Annotated in this window: 15 protein-coding genes, 1 tRNA gene and 1 pseudogene; 7 read left to right on the top strand and 10 right to left on the bottom strand. The window is 69.6% G+C overall.

Annotated elements, in window-relative coordinates:
- The coding region (locus Q0C41_RS23245; protein ID WP_291987874.1) for a hypothetical protein at positions 1–1,319 on the bottom strand (1,319 nt) is incomplete at its 3' end.
- Positions 1,316–2,707, bottom strand: a complete 1,392-nt coding sequence (locus tag Q0C41_RS23240; protein ID WP_291987872.1) for a hypothetical protein — start codon at positions 2,705–2,707, stop codon at positions 1,316–1,318. The genes Q0C41_RS23245 and Q0C41_RS23240, both read right to left, overlap by 4 nt.
- Before the next feature lie 289 nt (positions 2,708–2,996).
- Here Q0C41_RS23240 and Q0C41_RS23235 point away from each other — a divergent pair, with 289 nt between their 5' ends.
- The 4 genes from Q0C41_RS23235 (at position 2,997) to Q0C41_RS23220 (ending at position 4,751) form a co-directional block, all read left to right on the top strand.
- A complete protein-coding gene (locus Q0C41_RS23235) occupies positions 2,997–3,206 on the top strand; it encodes a hypothetical protein (RefSeq protein WP_291987870.1) in 210 nt (69 codons plus the stop codon).
- Positions 3,207–3,262: 56 nt separating this feature from the next.
- The gene (locus Q0C41_RS23230) at positions 3,263–4,324 is read left to right on the top strand and encodes an asparaginase (RefSeq protein WP_291987868.1); all 1,062 of its coding nucleotides are present in this window, start codon (positions 3,263–3,265) and stop codon (positions 4,322–4,324) included.
- Positions 4,325–4,428: 104 nt separating this feature from the next.
- A tRNA-Ala gene (locus Q0C41_RS23225) sits at positions 4,429–4,504 on the top strand.
- 112 nt (positions 4,505–4,616) lie between these two features.
- Complete coding sequence (locus Q0C41_RS23220; RefSeq protein WP_291987866.1) at positions 4,617–4,751, top strand: hypothetical protein; 135 nt, start codon at positions 4,617–4,619, stop codon at positions 4,749–4,751.
- Between the two features lie 264 nt (positions 4,752–5,015).
- Here Q0C41_RS23220 and Q0C41_RS23215 read toward each other — a convergent pair whose 3' ends face one another.
- A complete protein-coding gene (locus Q0C41_RS23215; RefSeq protein WP_291987864.1) occupies positions 5,016–5,618 on the bottom strand; it encodes a hypothetical protein in 603 nt (200 codons plus the stop codon).
- A gap of 231 nt (positions 5,619–5,849) precedes the next feature.
- Here Q0C41_RS23215 and Q0C41_RS23210 point away from each other — a divergent pair, with 231 nt between their 5' ends.
- The gene (locus Q0C41_RS23210; protein WP_291987862.1) at positions 5,850–6,098 is read left to right on the top strand and encodes a hypothetical protein; all 249 of its coding nucleotides are present in this window, start codon (positions 5,850–5,852) and stop codon (positions 6,096–6,098) included.
- Between the two features lie 321 nt (positions 6,099–6,419).
- On the opposite strand, the gene Q0C41_RS23205 is transcribed toward Q0C41_RS23210, so the two are convergent.
- On the bottom strand, positions 6,420–6,689 hold the full coding sequence (locus Q0C41_RS23205) for a hypothetical protein (RefSeq protein WP_291987860.1): 270 nt from the start codon (positions 6,687–6,689) through the stop codon (positions 6,420–6,422).
- 293 nt (positions 6,690–6,982) lie between these two features.
- Between Q0C41_RS23205 and Q0C41_RS23200 the strand changes: the two genes are divergently transcribed.
- Positions 6,983–7,537: a hypothetical protein gene (locus Q0C41_RS23200; protein WP_291987858.1), complete on the top strand. Its 555-nt coding sequence runs from the start codon at positions 6,983–6,985 to the stop codon at positions 7,535–7,537.
- 558 nt (positions 7,538–8,095) lie between these two features.
- Here the strand turns inward: Q0C41_RS23200 and Q0C41_RS23195 are convergent.
- Together Q0C41_RS23195 and Q0C41_RS31500 are read right to left on the bottom strand one after the other, a co-directional pair.
- Positions 8,096–8,479, bottom strand: coding sequence for a DUF2750 domain-containing protein (locus tag Q0C41_RS23195; RefSeq protein ID WP_291987856.1), 384 nt, complete (start codon positions 8,477–8,479; stop codon positions 8,096–8,098).
- Between the two features lie 18 nt (positions 8,480–8,497).
- Positions 8,498–8,692 (bottom strand): polymorphic toxin type 8 domain-containing protein, encoded by a 195-nt coding sequence (locus Q0C41_RS31500; RefSeq protein ID WP_367079299.1) that lies wholly within the window; start codon positions 8,690–8,692, stop codon positions 8,498–8,500.
- Positions 8,693–8,804: 112 nt separating this feature from the next.
- Between Q0C41_RS31500 and Q0C41_RS31495 the strand changes: the two are divergent.
- A pseudogene (locus Q0C41_RS31495) lies at positions 8,805–8,939 on the top strand (GNAT family N-acetyltransferase); the annotation flags it as partial.
- 56 nt (positions 8,940–8,995) lie between these two features.
- Here the strand turns inward: Q0C41_RS31495 and Q0C41_RS23190 are convergent.
- From Q0C41_RS23190 to Q0C41_RS23175, 4 genes are all read right to left on the bottom strand, one after another.
- Positions 8,996–10,687, bottom strand: coding sequence for a hypothetical protein (locus Q0C41_RS23190; protein WP_291987854.1), 1,692 nt, complete (start codon positions 10,685–10,687; stop codon positions 8,996–8,998).
- A 452-nt stretch (positions 10,688–11,139) separates the two neighbouring features.
- The gene (locus tag Q0C41_RS23185; RefSeq protein ID WP_291987852.1) at positions 11,140–11,586 is read right to left on the bottom strand and encodes a PIN domain-containing protein; all 447 of its coding nucleotides are present in this window, start codon (positions 11,584–11,586) and stop codon (positions 11,140–11,142) included.
- The gene (locus tag Q0C41_RS23180; RefSeq protein ID WP_291987850.1) at positions 11,576–11,827 is read right to left on the bottom strand and encodes a hypothetical protein; all 252 of its coding nucleotides are present in this window, start codon (positions 11,825–11,827) and stop codon (positions 11,576–11,578) included. The genes Q0C41_RS23185 and Q0C41_RS23180 overlap by 11 nt, the downstream gene beginning before the upstream one ends.
- 106 nt (positions 11,828–11,933) lie before the next feature.
- On the bottom strand, positions 11,934–15,785 hold a 3,852-nt coding region (locus Q0C41_RS23175), incomplete at its 5' end, for a choice-of-anchor I family protein (protein ID WP_291987848.1).

Raw genomic sequence — 15,785 nt, 5'->3', positions numbered from 1 at the left:
AGGCGCGCGTGTTCGTGGCGGCGCCGCTCGGGCAGCGCGCTCCATGTCTCGACGAGCGCGGCCAGGCGATCCGGATCGCCGAGGTACCGCGCCTCGGCGAGCGCGCGGTCGAGGGCCGCGACGGCGCGGCCGTCGAGCGGCTGGTCGCCATCGAGGAACCGGAAGTGCGGCGAGCGCAGCACGGCCAGCGTGGCGGCGCGCGTGAAGCCGCTCGTGACCCACTCGAACAGCACGTCGATGGCGGCGGCGAAGGGCTCGGCGGCGAGCGGCAGCGTGTCGCGCGTCTCGTACGGGATGCCGGCCCGGCCGAGCACGTCGCGCGCGAGGTAGAGATACGGCAGCGGTCGGCGCACGACGAGCGCCACGCGTGAGTCGGCGGTGAGGCGGCCAGCGCGGCGTTCCGCCTTGAGGCGGCGCGCGAAGGCCGCCAGTTCCTCCTCGCGGTCGCGGCTCGTGAAGATCCAGGCGTCGGCGTCGGGCACGAGGCAGAGCGGACGTCCGCCGCTGCCGGCCGGCACGGCGCGTTCGTCGATGCCCGGCATCTCGGCGTGCAGGCGTTCGAGCCAGCCGCCGGCGAGCCGCGTTTCCGTGGCCACGACATCGAGCTGCGAGAGCCCGGGCAGGCGCGTCAGCAGATCGAGGTCCGCGGGCCAGAGGCCGGCCGGGTCGGCCACACGGTCCGTCACCGTGATGACGACGCGCCGCAGCGGACGCACCGGCAGCTCATGCAGCAGCCGATCGCGCAGCCCGTGCTCGTCGAGCGCGCCGCTCGACGCGGCGAGGGCTTCGTAACCGCGGAACGACGCGGCGAGGAACCGCGTCTGCGCCAGCATCCGCAGGGCGCCGCGGTCGTCCGACGCTTCGAGTTCTTCGGTGAGGAACTCCTCGAAGCGCGCCACGGTGCGGAGCTGGCGGCGCAGCGCGTCGTAGAGCGTCAGCATCTCGGCCACGAGCCCCGGCCGCACGGCGAAGGGCGGCTCGGCGCCCGCGAGCCGCGCGTCGCGCGCGGCCCGCGCCAGCATGACCTCGCGATCGAAGCCGTTCAGGAGCGCCGGGGGCTCGGCGAGGCGTCCGGCCAGCTCGTCGAGCAGGTCGCCGCGGGTGCCGATGCGCGGCAGGCACAATGCGGCGGCGCCGTCGGCCCAGGCGAGCTGCTCGAGCGTGCGGCGCAGTTCGTCGGCGGCGGCGCGCGTCGGCACGACGATGAAGACGTCGCGGGCGGCGAGCGGCTGCGCCGCCGCCACGATGTCGGCGATGGCGCGCCGGAAACCTTCGGGATCGACCGCGCGGTGCAGGCAGGTCGAACGCGGCGTGGTCACGGCAGCGCGGGTGCCTTGACGGCCTGCGCGATGTCGTCGCGCGCGCGCACGGTGAGCATGAGCGCACCGGCCGCCGCCGCCGAGGCCTCGGCGGCCCGCGCCCGGTCGCCCGTCTCCACCGCGCGCATGCGCAGCGTGAGCGCGTTGTCGGCCATCTCCCAGGCGCTCTTGAGCAGGGCATGCGCGGCCGCGAGCTGCGCCGGCGGATTCGTGCCGTTCACGGCGGGCCGCGCCTTGTAGAAGCGCGTGATCGTCTTGCGGAGCGCCGCCGGACTCGGGCCCGCCTGCGCGCGGATGTCTTCGAGGGCCCGCTCGGCGCCGGCAAGCGCCACGAGCGCCGGACGCACCGAGCGCTGGTAGCTCCGGTAGACCGGTTCGAGCAGGCGCCACTGGTCGCGCGCCAGGCGCAGGCGGCGGGCCGACTCGGCGCCGGCGTCGATGGCCGCGAGCATCACGCCCAGTTCGGCCGGCCGCTTCGCGCCGAGCTTCGCGTCCGCCTTGAGCGTCTCCGCGCGCAGTCGTTCGAGCCCGCGCACGTCGGCGGCGCGGGCGCGCTGGGCGGCGCGATCGAGCGTCGTGGCCGCGAGCTTCGAATAGGCAAGGTCGGTCGCGCGCTCGGTGCGCAGGGTGCCCACGGCCGTCGTGCGCACCCTGGTCGCCCAGGCGGCGGGCAGCAGGTCCGCGGCGCGTTCGATGAGGCCCACCACGCGCTCGAGCAGCGTCGTGCGTTCGGCCGGCGACTCGGCAAGCGTCGAGGCCGCGAGCAGTTCCTCGGCCAGCTGGGCGGTGCTCGGCGGCGGCAGCAGCGTGTCAGCCGGCGCCGTCGGCGTCGTCGACACGAGATTCAGCTCGAAGGTATCCTGCCCGGCCGCGGCGCGCAGGTCCGAGACGACCTCGTCGAGCAGCGACAACATCTGCTGCACATCGGTGGCGCGGTAGCCGTAGTGCTGACGCGGCCATTCGGCGAGGGCCGAGCGCGCGCTCTCGGCCATGGCGAGCCGCCGCTTCGGGTCGGGTTCCTTCGCCACGCCGGTGAGCACGGCCGCCACCTGATTCGAGAACTGCGCGAAGTCGTCTTCGGCGCGGGTGGACGCGTAGTGCACCATGCGCGCCGTCTGCGCGTAGCGTTCGGTCTTCACCCAGTCCACCCGGCCGGCGGCGAGCGTGACGAGCTGCAGATCGGGGGTGGGACCGTCGCTGAGCGGCAGCGAGAAGACGATGCGATCGTCCATGCGCACCCACTCGCCGAAGCTCGTGAGCGACGTGCCGTCGGTGAGGAACACGCGCAGCAGCGGCGGCGCGCCGGGCGGCTGCGCGTTCGCCGCGGACACCGCCGCGACGAACACCACCACCAGCGACGCCATGACGGCGCCTCGCCACTGCTGCATCCTCAGAGCGTACGTGGGGCTTCTTCCGGTGGTCAAGACGCGTCTCAAGAGGCAGACGACGGCGGCGGCGGATTGGCCGCTGTGGAAAACCTGTGGACGGACGGTGCAAACCCTGTGGACAACACGCGGAGCCAAGTTTTTTCGCGGCGGGAAGTCCAGCGAAGTCGCCGCCCAAACCCGGCGGACCACGCGCCTTCGTACCCACCTTCGCTTGTTTCATTCGATGAGCGACGTAGAATCGTCGCTCCTGCGTTACCTGTCTGACACTTCCCCCAGCCGACACCCACACGTGGACATCCACCGCTACGAAGAAGAAATCGCCGGCCGCACGTACCACATCGAAGTGCATGCCGTGTCGCAGGAGCAGTGGCGTGCCAAGCTGGCCCGCCGTCCCGGCATGCCCACGGCGCTCATGCCGTTCTATGGCAAGACACCGGAGCTCGCGGCGCGCGAGCTGACCAACTGGCTGTCGCTCGTCTCGGCCTCGCGCCCCCGCTAGCCCCTCACGGTGGCTTAACGCCACATTCGTTCCGGAAATCGATCAGAATAGGCGCCATGCGTCTTCGTCTCCTCGCCTGTGTGTGGCTGCTCGCGGCCACGACCGTGTCCTCCGCTTTCGCCCAGGCCCTGCCGCGGGTGCACATGGTCGCCACCGGCGGCACCATCTCGAACCGCGACGGCGGCCGCCTCACGGCGGACGAGCTGGCGAAGTCGATGCCGGGCCTCGAACGCGCCGCCACGCTCACCCACGAACAGTTCCTCAACGTCGCGAGCAGCCAGATCACCCTCGAGCAGTGGCTGCAGCTCGCCCGCCGCGTCAACGACCTCTTCGCGACCGACAAGGACCTCGCCGGCATCGTCGTGACGAGCGGCACCGACACGCTCGAAGAGACGGCGTTCTTCCTGCACCTCACGGTGAAGGACGTCCGGCCCGTCGTGGTCGTGGGCTCGATGCGCAACCCGAGCACGCTCGGCTACGAAGGCGCCGCCAACCTGCTCGAAGGCGTGCGCGTGGCCGCCTCCCCCGCCGCCCGCGGCAAGGGCGTGCTCGTCGTGCTGAACGACGAGATCAACTCGGCGCGCGACGTCACGAAGACCGACGCCCTGCGCCTGCAGACCTTCCGCAGCCCCACGCACGGCGTGCTCGGCATCGTCGATCGCGACAAGGTGGCCATCTTCCGCGAGATCCTGCAGCGCCACACGCACACGAGCGAGTTCGACGTGCGCAACCTGACGGCGCTGCCGCGCGTGGACGTCGTGATGGTGTACCAGGGCGCCACCGGCGACGTCATCAAGGCGCTCGTGGACCTGGGCGCCAAGGGCATCGTGATTGCGGGCGCGGGTGCCGGCGCGACGAGCGGCACGCAGGGCGAAGGCATCGACTACGCCACCGAAAAGGGGGTCTTCGTCGTGACCTCGACGCGCACCGGCGCCGGCCGCATCGCGCCGAACCGCGGCCAGGGTCCGGCCACCCTCACACCGGCCCAGCAGCGCCGCCGCGCCTTCAGCATCTCGGCCGAAGATCACATCCCGGTCAAGGCCCGCATCCTGCTGATGCTGGCGCTCAGCAAGACCAGCAATCGCGACGAGATCCAGCGGATCTTCAGCGAGTACTGAGCATCCCGGCCGCCGGGCGGCGCCCCCGCTCGGGCGCCGCGGCGGTCGACGATGGCCGGGGACGGGCGGAATCTGGTATTATTCGAAGTCTCCCCGCACGAGATGGGCCTGTAGCGCAGTTGGGAGCGCGCCTGAATGGCATTCAGGAGGTCACCGGTTCGATCCCGGTCAGGTCCACCAAACCTTCCTTCCCAGTCTCGATCGGCCGTAAGTAGTTGAAGGCCGGTGCGGTTACGGCGGTTCCAACAAAGCCGTTTCCGTCGAACGCGATTCCCTCGGGAAAGAACAGCTGTTGGAACCGCTGCCGCTGTTCGAGCGACGCCTGCACCCAGAGATCGGCGGCGCGCGGCAGGATGCGTTCTGCGAACGCGAGGATGCCCTCCACGTCGAGTTCGTCCAGTTCCGAGGAGTGACGGTCGATCCGTAAGGGCGTCAGCTCCTGGCGCAATTTCTCGGCGTGGCGGTCGTAGGTGTCGATGTCGATCGAGCGCTCGAACAGGAACGCCTCGTCGAGACGGTCCAGCTTCCCCTGAATCACCTTGGCGGCACGCTCGGCGGTCGCAAGCTCGTCTCGCATGCCTGTGGCTACGCCGAACCCGGACAGCACCGCTTGTGCGCGGTAGAACACGTCGTCGGAGACGAGCGGCTCGAAATCGCCGCGCTTCCCCCGAACGCCGTACTCCGGGCAAGCTCACACACACTTGACTCCGCACGTGCACGTGAAACTGCATTCCGTACGGTTGCAGCTGTAAGACTGCATGGGGCAGCCCTGGGAGTTGCACGCGGCCATGCATGCCGTGCGCTCCTGCGCACAGAATCCGGCGTCACAGTCGCCGAACGTGGCAAACCCTGCCGATGACGTGGCCGCTCCCGGATCGGGTTCGCCTTTGGCGATAAGTCGCGCCCGGCTCAACATGTCCGGCACCTCGGCCGACACGGTCTTTGACCCACTGCCTGCGGATTGCAGACCGATCACGACGTGGTCGGTTGGGCCCACGCGCAAGTCCTTCAGCTGGATGAGCGACACCACTGAGGCACCGGCTGCGAGCGTCCGCCAGGTCGGAGCTGTCTGATAGCCGCGGCCAAAGCCCTCGGCCGTGACGACGAATGCGACGAGCTTGAAGCCCAGGACCGATTCGCCCGTCGTGTTGGTCGCACGCACGGTGAGGGCCCAAGGCTCGGTCGAAGCGATCGACACCGGCTCGATCCGCACGGGCGAGGTCGGGGCTGGCAGCACCTTGATCGAGGCCGTGGTGACGGACATCGACGGCGCGGCGTTCGGCGGCGTGAACACGGTAGACACACGCCTCGATAGGCGCAGGTCGCCGGCCACAGGTGATTCAGGCTGTGCTCGGCCAACGACGACGGCCGAGAGAAGGACCAAGCTGCACGACGCGACGACGAGCGGTATCCGAGACATCGCGAGCCTCCTAGTCACGTTGTGGAGGGGATGTCTATCCACCTATCACCCTTCGAAAGTCTCGTCAACAACCGTCTGCAGCTGAGATGCCTAGGGCTCAGTCGGGTGACCAAAGTGTCGAACCTCGATCGCTTGGACTCACACCGCGGTCGCGGCGTCTCGCGCGTCACGCGGCTCGCGCAGCACGGCATCACTTGCTCGATGAGCCGACGCTGCAAGTGCTACGACAACGCCGACATCGAGCGCTGGTTCTCAATGGTGAAGAGCGAAGAGGGCGAGCGTTTTGAGAGCTACGCCCACGCGAAGGAGGTTTTGCTCGACTACATCGAAGTGTTCTATAGCCAGCGAAGGTGACACTGGACCTTGGGGCAGGTTAACGGTTAGGTTGGTTACTTTGGCAAGCTACCGACCACGATCTTGACCGCTTCAGTCGCTGAATTGGCGGCCAATGCCCCCAGCACGATCGCGGACTCGGGCCGGCCGGCGGGCACCAGACGTAGCCGGATTCCAGGTGCAATCCCCGACAAGATGAAGTCGCCGAGACCTGGCTGCCATAGGAAAGCAGCGACGGTCGTTACGAGGGTGCGGTCCGGGCCGATGCGGATCGCAGGAACCGCGGACGAGGCAAGGCATTGCGAGCAGGACATGGCGGTGGCGCGCCGACCACTTGCCCTGCTAGCGAGAACTTCGGCTCAGCGTCACCGTCGTCTCACGTTGGGGTCGCGCTACACGTCGCAGCCCTTCGAGACCCTGGAGCCAGCTCGTCACTCGGTTCCAACTGGCGCGGTTCAGGTCCACCAAACCCTCATTCGCATTCTCGATCCGCTCGTCGGAGAGCATGGCGTCGAGCAGCATCAGCCGTCGAATCAAGCGCCCCACCGTCGTCGGCTTCCGGTGGCGGTTGTCGGGCTCCCCGATCGCCTCGGAGATCGGCTTGTACTGCACGTGGCACATGCGCCCGCGCCGCACGGAGCCCGGCGTGATTCACGTGCATGCGTCCGCCACTGCGGCCGGAACCGCCGGAGCTGTCGCAGCGGAATCCACAGCGCGCCCGGCTCGCCATGTGGGCGCCGCGGTAGTGGGGCGTGAGCACCTCGACGTCCTCGTGCCGCTCGCAGCCGTCCACGTCGTCGGCGGCCGGTCCGTATGGTCGAGCGAGGAGCCCAAGGTGAACTCAGCCGAGACCATCGAGCGGAAAACCCTTTCCTCGTCCTCCGCGGCCGCCTACCATCCACCGCATGTCGACAGAAGCGCGCTACGGCGTGAGAGACGCGCTGCTCGGCCTCTTCGTGGGCGTGTTCATGGGCGGTCTCTCGGGTTTCGGTCTCTACGCGATGTCGGCCGAGACGCTACGCTGCAGCCGAGGCGTCGACGGCGGTGTCGACTGCGTGCTGAGCCGACACATCCTGGCCGTGCCGGTTCGCCATACGCGGTTGTCGGGCGTGCGCGGCGCGACGCTCGAGGAGTACTACAGCGCACCGCGAACCTCGCCGTTCAACAATCGGCAGGACCCCGGCGGCTTCACCTATCACGTGCGCTACGACACCTCGGCTGGCCTGGTCGAAGGCGCCGAAGCGCCCGGCCGGGAGGCGCACGAAGCCATCGTGAATGGCCTCCGCGGCTGGCTCAGTGACGGCGGCGCAGCGACCTACGAGGCCACCCTTGGCGGCGGACCGCTCGGATGGCGTCTCGCGCTCGGCGTCCTCTTCGTGGTCGGTGCGCTCTGCCTCGTCAACATCCCATTTGCCGCCGTGAATGCCATCCGGGCCCGCGCGTCCGGTCGGGTTGCCTGAGGACGATAGGCGGGATGAACGGGGCTGGGGAGGCAACGGAATCGGCGTTATCGGACCTGTCCGCCTGAATTCGTCAAAGATTCGGCCCCCGGCCACAGAACGCCCCGCGTACCGTTGGAGGGTTCCTGAGCACCAGCTGGTGGCAATCGCGACCGGCCGGCGAGACCGCATTCGCACTCGAGGTTCGCGGTGCCCCAGTGATCTACGGGGCCAAGCTGCGCGTTCGCTACGTCGGAGGACTGTAGGCGGAGATACTTCCGGGCTACTGAGCGCGTGTGGCTGCGCCGAGCCACACGCGCTCGCCGGGCTCGCCATGCCTGGCGACTTGGGCGCCCCAAGCGCCGTCACGTCCAGGCCCGGTCGGCGAGCGCGCTTTGGCGCGCCACTCACCATTCGTCAGCCGCCCTCGCCAGGCTGTCGACGCTCACGCCGGCTGCGTGAGCGCCTGACGCAAGAACGGCGCCGGGCGCTCATCGCCGAATGGCTGGCGGACGTCAGGAAACGGACGGACCTGGTGGAGCTCTCCGTGGTTGAGGCCCGGATCGGGATCGCATTCGGCTAGTAGCGTTCCAGCTCCGCCTGCAGCGCATTGGTCAACTCGGCCACCGTCGGATTGACTCCAAGACTTTGCGGCGTACTGAAGACTGCCGGCAGCACGCCATCTGTTTCGAGTTGCGGCAGGAGCTCGTCGAGCAGCTCGTCTAACGGGATCGGCCGGGGTTCGTATCCCTCCCACTCGCTCACCGCGCACGCTTCCGCGTATTCACTGGCTGGCCAGAGCGAAAACACGGGCGTGCCGTTGTCGTCTTCGGCCAGCGCCCAGCCATCCTGGAACAGCCCCCATGCCTCTTCTCGGTCCGCAACGGTCTTCACGAAGTGCTCGAACCGCTCAGGTCCAGGTAAGGCGATCACTGCGGCGATCTGCTTCTGAGTCAGTGTCATGTGACGCACTCCAGCCGTTTACTTTGGCGGGCGCTCTGCGTTCGCCCGTCCATAGTTATCGTACTTGTGCTGGGTGCGATGGTTCATGCGATCCTGGAGATGGGAATACTCGTAGCTATAGCCCTTGGCGGCCTCGCGGCCACGCTCATGGGCGAGGTCTTTGCCGGGCGGATTGCGAATCGACCGTTGGCTACCTCGCTCAATCGAGTTGATCTCCTGGCGCAGGACGATAGTCGCTATGGAGGGGTCCCGGGGGCGACAGAAGGGGCCTTATCGGACCTTGCCCTCGGGAGTCGCCGCAGATTCGCGCCCCCGTCACAGCGACGCCATCGAGCGTTGCCGTCAGGCGGGCTGCGCCGTCGTGCAGCTCACGAGCGACGTGCGGCGCGTGGACGCCCGCCGGTTCTACGAGCGCCTCGGCTTCGAAGCGACGCAGGTCGGCATGACGCTGACCCTGTAAGTGCGCGCGCCGTGGTGTTCGTGACGCCACGACGTGCCGTCATCTCTCGCCATCCGCTACTGACACGTGCGGCTCGCACATCGGGTGACGCGCAGGCCGCGCGGGGGCGAGTTCTGGTGGCTGACAATCGGCAGCCCATCGCGCCCGATCGCGAGCGACGCATAGCCGCCGACGCTCGGGTCGATGCCGCCCCCTCCTGCCGGCGGCAGGTCGTCGGCGACGGCCGTTTCGCTGCTGGTGCAGGCGACCGTCAGGCAGTGTGTCACGCGCAGCGCCCGCAGCGTCTGGTCGTAATGCGCGACCACCGGCAGACCGTCGCTGCCGATGGCCATCGACGTGTACTGGCCCACGGCGTTGGTCGTGCCCGGCAGATCCTGGGACGACGCGCCCGTGCAGGCGGCGTTCCCACAGTAGGTCACCCGCAGCGCCGAGGTCCCGCCGTTCCAGTGACTCACGACGGGCACGCCGGCCGGGGTGATCGCAATCGACAGGTGCTGCCCCACCGGCTGGGGCGGGTCGTCCACCGTGGTAGAGACGGCGGTCGTGCATAAGGCGTTCTGGCACCGCGTGATGCGCAGGGCGCTCGCGGTGTAGTCACGGTGCGCGATGATCGGCAGGCCGCCCGGGCCAATCGCGAGCGACGTCTGATCGCCCACCAGGTTCGCCGGGTCGTCCGCCACCGTAGTCGTGGCCGCCGTGCACGCCACGTCGAGGCAATGCGTCACGCGGAGCGTGCCTGCGGTGACGTCGGCGTGGCTGATGACCGGCAGACCGTCGCCGCCGATCCCGACGGACGTGTAGTAGCCGACCTCGTTCGCCGGATTGTCCACAGTGGTACTGGTGGCGGTCGTGCACGCCACGTCGTGGCAGTGCGTGACTCGCAGCGCGCCGGTCGAGACCTCGCGGTGACTGACGACCGGGAGTCCATCGCTGCCGATGGCGATCGACGCATACTGCCCGACGAGGGTGACGGGGTCGTCGGCGGCCACGGTCGTGGCGCTCGTGCAGGCGCGGTTGTCACAGTGCGTGACGAGCAGCGTGCCGTCGACGTCGCCGAAGTGGGCGATGACCGGCAGGCCGTCGGTGCCGATCGCCAGCGCCGTGTAGCTGCCGCCCTGCGGATCCGTCAGCGAGGTGAGCGGCGGCGTGGCGATGGGTTCGCACACGGGAGAACCGCTCGGCAGGATGCCCCGGAGGTAGGCGCCGGCCGGACAGGTGCCGAAGGCCGCGGCCGCGGCGTTGATGGCGCCTGGTGCGAGGTGGATGCCAGTGAGGGTGCCTGGTGCGATCTGCGCGCCGGTGATGCTCCCGGGGGCGATGCCGCCCGCGGGAATCGGCCGCGGACTGCCGCCAGCGCCGGCACCGGCTGTGAGGACGAACGTTCCCGCGTTGCCCGCGCTGTCCGTCCAGGGGCCGCTCAGCGTCTGCAGCCCGATCCGCGCGTCGAGGTGAACCGGCGCCGCGCCGGTCGTCGTCACCGTCGTGAGCCCGAAGCCGATCGTGCCGTCCGGGTTCGGAAACGCCCGGCCGACGACGCTTGCCAGCCGCGCGGCCCCGCACAGGTCGTCGGTGCCGTCCACGTGATACTGCCCGCCCTGCTGCACCACCGTCACGGTCACGACGTTACAGAAGGGCTGCAGTTGCCAGCGGAACGTCCCGATGGTGGAGCCCTGCGCGGCGAGCGGCGGCCCCTGCAACACCGCCCAGACGCCGGCCAAGGCCAGCCCCCCCTTCCGGATCGTGGTCATGATCTGCCCTCTGCTCTTGAGAGCGGAAGGCGCCGCGGCGGTGGTTCACGCCCCCGGGCGAGGGTCGGCATGCCCGCCATCATCGCGTGGCTGACCGCCGGCTCGCGGGGCGCCCCGCGTCTCACCGAATCGGCCAGCGCCTACGGGGCGAGGCGGGCGCGGACCTTGGTGGACGCGCCCGTGAGATCGCCGAGGCGCGCCGCGTGCTCGCGAATGGCGCGCTCGCGTTCGGCTGCGAGCAGGACACGGCGGTGGCGCGCCGGCCACTTACCCTGCCACCGAGAACTTCAGCTCAGCGTCACCGTCGTCTCGCTTTGGGGTCACGCGGCACGTCGCAGTCGTTCGAGACTCTGGAGCCAGCTCGTCATTCGGTTCCGACTGGCGCGGTTCAGGTCCACCAACACTCCCAAGCCGTTTTCCATCAACAACTTGAGGCGCTGATCAAGCCGTGATCACCGTCGCGGCTTCGGCGGCGCCTTCTCCTTGAAGGGGTTGTGGATTGAGATGCCGGCGATGGACTGTCCGTGGTTCAGGTCCTCAGACAGCACGCGACGTGCTCCGGCACGAGCGGCGACCGCGACGATGAGCGCGTCCCAGAATCCGATACGCGCCTGATCCTCGATCTGGAAGGCGGCCGCGAGGTCGCTCGTGGTGATGCCGTCGACGCACCATGGCGCGTAGGTGTCGACGATGCTCCTCGCCTCGGGCTTCGTCAGCGGCTTCCGGATCTTGCGTGTCGCGTTGACGTAGAACTCCTGCAACACCTGGGTGCTGACCATCCCAGTACGCTCGAGCCACAGCGTACGCAGCAGATCCTTTGCGATCTCGTGCTTGCGCGCAGCGTCGACGTCATGCGCGTAGATCAAGACGTTGGTATCGACGAACGTCTTATCGCTCATGCCACTCGTCGCGCGTCGCCTCGATGCGCCCGCCCAGATGGAACCCGCTGTCGAGTAGTGCCAGCGCTCGTCGCTGGGCCTGCTCGTAGGCGTCGTCCTCGCCTACCAGCGTTTCGATCTGCTGGGCCAGAAGTCCGCTGATCGACGTGTTTCGCTTGGCGGCGAGCACCTTCGCTCTCCGCAGTGTTCGTCGGTCCAGACGAATGGTGATGTTTTGGCTGGTGGTTTCGGTGGCGGACACGGCAGACACCTCCTGCACGTATTATACGTGCAGCACGTGCAGTGCGTGGTTGGCGGCGCGACGACAAGCTGTTCGCCTGTCGGGTGCAGGGCGAGGTGATGCGCACTCATGGCACCACCGTCTGCGACGCGCTGAAGCGCCGCGTCCGGCCCGCCGGGTTCACGAACTGCCCCCGCGTGACGATGGCGAAGCGCTGAACGCGGGGGTCCACCGCCAGGGTCACCGTCACGGTGCGCCGCTCGCCCGGCAGCAGCGTGCCGATGGTCAGCGGCAGCGGCGTCTGCAGCAGCACGCGCCCCCGGCCCTGGAGCCGGCGCAGCGTGAGGCGGTCGATCACCACGTTCGACGCCGCCCGTCCCCCGACGTTCGTCACCTCGAGCGTCACCGTCCCGGCACCCGTGGTCTGCCCCACGAGCTGCACGGTCAGGCGCGGCCCCTGCAGCGCGGGCTCCACCTCCACGGTCACGGTGGTCACGTTGCCTTGCGCGGTGCCGTCGAACGGCCGGTACGTGAAGCCCCCGATGCCGGTGAAGCCGGTCCGCGGCGTGAACACCACCGTGCCGTCACCAGGCAGCGACAGGACACCACCCACCAGGTTGGCGAAGGCGCCCGCCACGAGGGCATCGCCGTCGGCATCGGTGTCGTTGTCGGTCACGTCGATGACCACCGCGGTCTGGAAGGCCGTCGTCACGGCGTCGTTCACGCCCACCGGCGGCCGGTTCACTGGCGACTGCACGTCGTCGTTGGTGAACACACCGCTCGCCGCGAGCGGGCTCGTGGTGGAGAGCACGCCGAAGCCGCTGACCGCCGTCAACTGCAGCGTCACCGTCTCGTCCGGCTCCACCACGCGGTCGCCGTTGGCGAACACTTCCACCCCGGCGGAGAACTGGCCGATGCCCAGCGTCAGCTCGAAAGCTCCCAGGCTCCCGGGCAGCGTGCCGGCGCCCACCCGTGTGGCCCCGAGCACGTAGACGTCGTCGGCCGACACCGTGCCCCCGGCCACCTCGAAGCGCACCGTCGCCGGTTCGTCGAGGAAGGGGCCCTGCCGCACGATCTGGAACAGCAGCCGCCCGTCGGCGCCCGTGCCTTCCGGTGTGCTGCCGGCGTTCGGGGTGTTGAAGGCCACCACCGGCATCGGCTGGTCGTCGTTGGTGAACACACCGCTCGCCGCGAGCGGGCTCGTGGTGGAGAGCACGCCGAAGCCGCTGACCGCCGTCAACTGCAGCGTCACCGTCTCGTCCGGCTCCACCACGCGGTCGCCGTTGGCGAACACTTCCACCCCGGCGGAGAACTGGCCGATGCCCAGCGTCAGCTCGAAAGCTCCCAGGCTCCCGGGCAGCGTGCCGGCGCCCACCCGTGTGGCCCCGAGCACGTAGACGTCGTCGGCCGACACCGTGCCCCCGGCCACCTCGAAGCGCACCGTCGCCGGTTCGTCGAGGAAGGGGCCCTGCCGCACGATCTGGAACAGCAGCCGCCCGTCGGCGCCCGTGCCTTCCGGTGTGCTGCCGGCGTTCGGGGTGTTGAAGGCCACCACCGGCAGCGGCGGGGCGACGGTAATGCTCACGACGGCGGCGTCGTCCTCGCCGTTCGTGGTGCCATTGCCCGGCGTGCTGTCGGGATCGGGTCGGTTCGAGGTCAGGATCTCGCCGCTCACCTCGGGCGCACCAACGGTCGCGAACACCGTGTTGACGGCCAACTCCGCGAAGGCGCCCGCGGCAACCGGCCCGAACGTCCAGATGCCCGTGGCCGGATCGAAGCCCTGCGGGGCGCCAGAGAAGGACACGCCGACACCCGGCGTCAGCCGCACCGACCCGCGCGCCGGGAGCGACCCGTCGTTGGTGACGCGCACCAGCACGTCGATGTCGGTGCCCGCCACGACCTGCGGCTCGGTTGTGTCGAGCCGGATGTCGAGGGAGAGGTCGGCCTCGCCGATCTCCAGGTCGTACACCGCGACGGTGCCTGAGTACTCGTAGGCGATGGCCACCTGCGGCTGGCCGGTGGCCGACTGCGCCGCCGGAATCACCACGATATCCTCGGGCCCGAAGTCGCCCGCGGCACGGCTGTCGATGAACGTGACGAACCGCGGCTGCAGCGGCACCGTCACGTCCTGGACGACGATGCCGCCGTCCCGCTCGAGGCCGATGAAGGCGAACGTGCGGCCGCCGATGGTGGCCAGGGCCACGCTCTCGGGCTCAGGTCCGCTGTTGTCGGAACGGCTGTCGACCGACGGCGGCGCGCTCGGATTGAAGGCGTCCACGGCCCCGTCGGCGTTGAAGCGGGAGGCGAACCGGTCCGCGATCAGCTGTTCGAACTGCGCGCCGCTCTCGAACATCACGCGGCCGCCCGCGTCGAACACCGTGAAGGAGCGCGAGCCGAAGCTGAACACCTCCTCCACGAGGCCGTCGCCATCCGTGTCGCCGTCGATGGCGCTCACGGCCAGTCGCCCGAGGTTGACGTTGTTGCTGAGCGCGGCCGCGTTGGGGAAGACCCCGGGGTTGAGCACCACGTTGGACAGCCGCACCTGGTCGGTGTAGACGCCCGTGTCGCGAACCTGCCCTTCGTTGGCCGTGACGAAGTACGTGCGCCCACCCGCCGTGAACGCCGCGATGCCGTCGGCCATGCGCATGCCGCGCACCGGCCACGCCGCGATGGCGATGCCAGCGTCGCGGTCCGACGCGTCGAAGCCCTGCCCCGCGACGCGGTGATCCACCGTCCCGAGCGGCAGCAGGGTCCACGCGCCGCTCGTCAGGTTCAGGCGCCCCACGGCGTTCGCTTCCTGGAGCGTCACCAGTAGCTCGCCGGTGCCGGGGTCTACTGCGATGTACTCGGGCTCGAAGTCGATCGACGGCACCTGGCCGGGGAACACGCGGATGCCGGCGGACCGCAGCGCGGCCTCCTGGCCGTCGAAGGCGCTGAATCCGATGAACCGCACCGCGGAAGCGTCGAGCGCGCCGGTGAGCGACACGACGGCCACGCCGCCTGGCGCGTCGGGCGCCTGCGCAAGGGCCTGCACGCCAGTGACGGCCACGTACACCGCGGCGCCATCGGGCGAGAAGCGCAGCATGTCGGGCCAGACGCCGACGAGCACCGTACCGCGCAGCACCAGCGCGCCCGTGGCATCCCGGTCGAACACCGCGACTCCGCCGGGGCCGATCGAGTCCAGCGCCGTGTAGGTCACCGCCACCACGCCGCTTCTTGCCGCCACCGAAAGGGGCCGGCCAATGGCCGGCACGAGGTCGAACTGCGCGGCCAGCGCCTCCTGTCCGTTTGGTCCGACGCGGAACACGTCGACACTGCCCTGTGCGACGTTCACCACATGGAAGAAGCCGCCATCGAAGGCGAGGCCGCGCGCCCCGCCCCCGTTCACGATGGCGGGCGTGGCGTCGAAGCGATGGGCGAGCGTGGCGCTGAGGTTCACCGGCGCCGGCGCGTCGTCGTTGAGCAGTGTCGCCGTGACCGGCGTCCCGACCACCGTGCCGAACGTGGTCTGCACCAGGGAGACGAAGAGGCCCTCGTCAGCCTCGTACACCGCGTCCGGGATGGCCTGCAGTGAGAAGCTGGCCAGGCTCTGCCCCGCGGCGAACTCCACCTGCACGGCGTTGAACGCCCCGACGAGATCAGGGGCGTCGATGGGGTTGACGCCGAACGGAGACACGTGCGCGGTGACCGTGGCGGCACGCAGATCGCTCGCGGGGTCGCGCCGGACGCGGAACACGACGGTGCCGCCCGCGCCAGGCGGTGTGCCCTCGGGCGTCGCGTCGCTCCCGACACGCTCGAGGGTGAACACCGGCGGCGGCGAAACGACGACGATGGCTGTTCCCGCGTGGTCGTCCTCGCCGTTCGCCGTGCCATTGCCAGGCGTGCTGTCGGGGTCGGGCTCGGCCGCCGTTGCCACCTCGGCCGCGAACACACGGTTGCCCACAGCCCCCAGGCCGAAGCGTGCCGTCACCTCCAGCGC

This window comes from Luteitalea sp., assembly GCF_022842525.1.
Classification (GTDB): Bacteria; Acidobacteriota; Vicinamibacteria; order Vicinamibacterales; family Vicinamibacteraceae; genus Luteitalea.
This window is presented reverse-complemented; position numbering and strand designations above follow the sequence as displayed.

Excerpts from the sequence above, each read along its gene's own strand:
- Q0C41_RS23240 (WP_291987872.1), bottom strand. The coding sequence starts at position 2,707 with ATGCAGCAGTGGCGAGGCGCCGTCATGGCGTCGCTGGTGGTGGTGTTC.
- Q0C41_RS23230 (WP_291987868.1), top strand. The coding sequence starts at position 3,263 with ATGCGTCTTCGTCTCCTCGCCTGTGTGTGGCTGCTCGCGGCCACGACC.
- Q0C41_RS23200 (WP_291987858.1), top strand. The coding sequence starts at position 6,983 with ATGTCGACAGAAGCGCGCTACGGCGTGAGAGACGCGCTGCTCGGCCTC.
- Q0C41_RS23195 (WP_291987856.1), bottom strand. The coding sequence starts at position 8,479 with ATGACACTGACTCAGAAGCAGATCGCCGCAGTGATCGCCTTACCTGGA.
- Q0C41_RS23190 (WP_291987854.1), bottom strand. The coding sequence starts at position 10,687 with ATGACCACGATCCGGAAGGGGGGGCTGGCCTTGGCCGGCGTCTGGGCG.
- Q0C41_RS23185 (WP_291987852.1), bottom strand. The coding sequence starts at position 11,586 with ATGAGCGATAAGACGTTCGTCGATACCAACGTCTTGATCTACGCGCAT.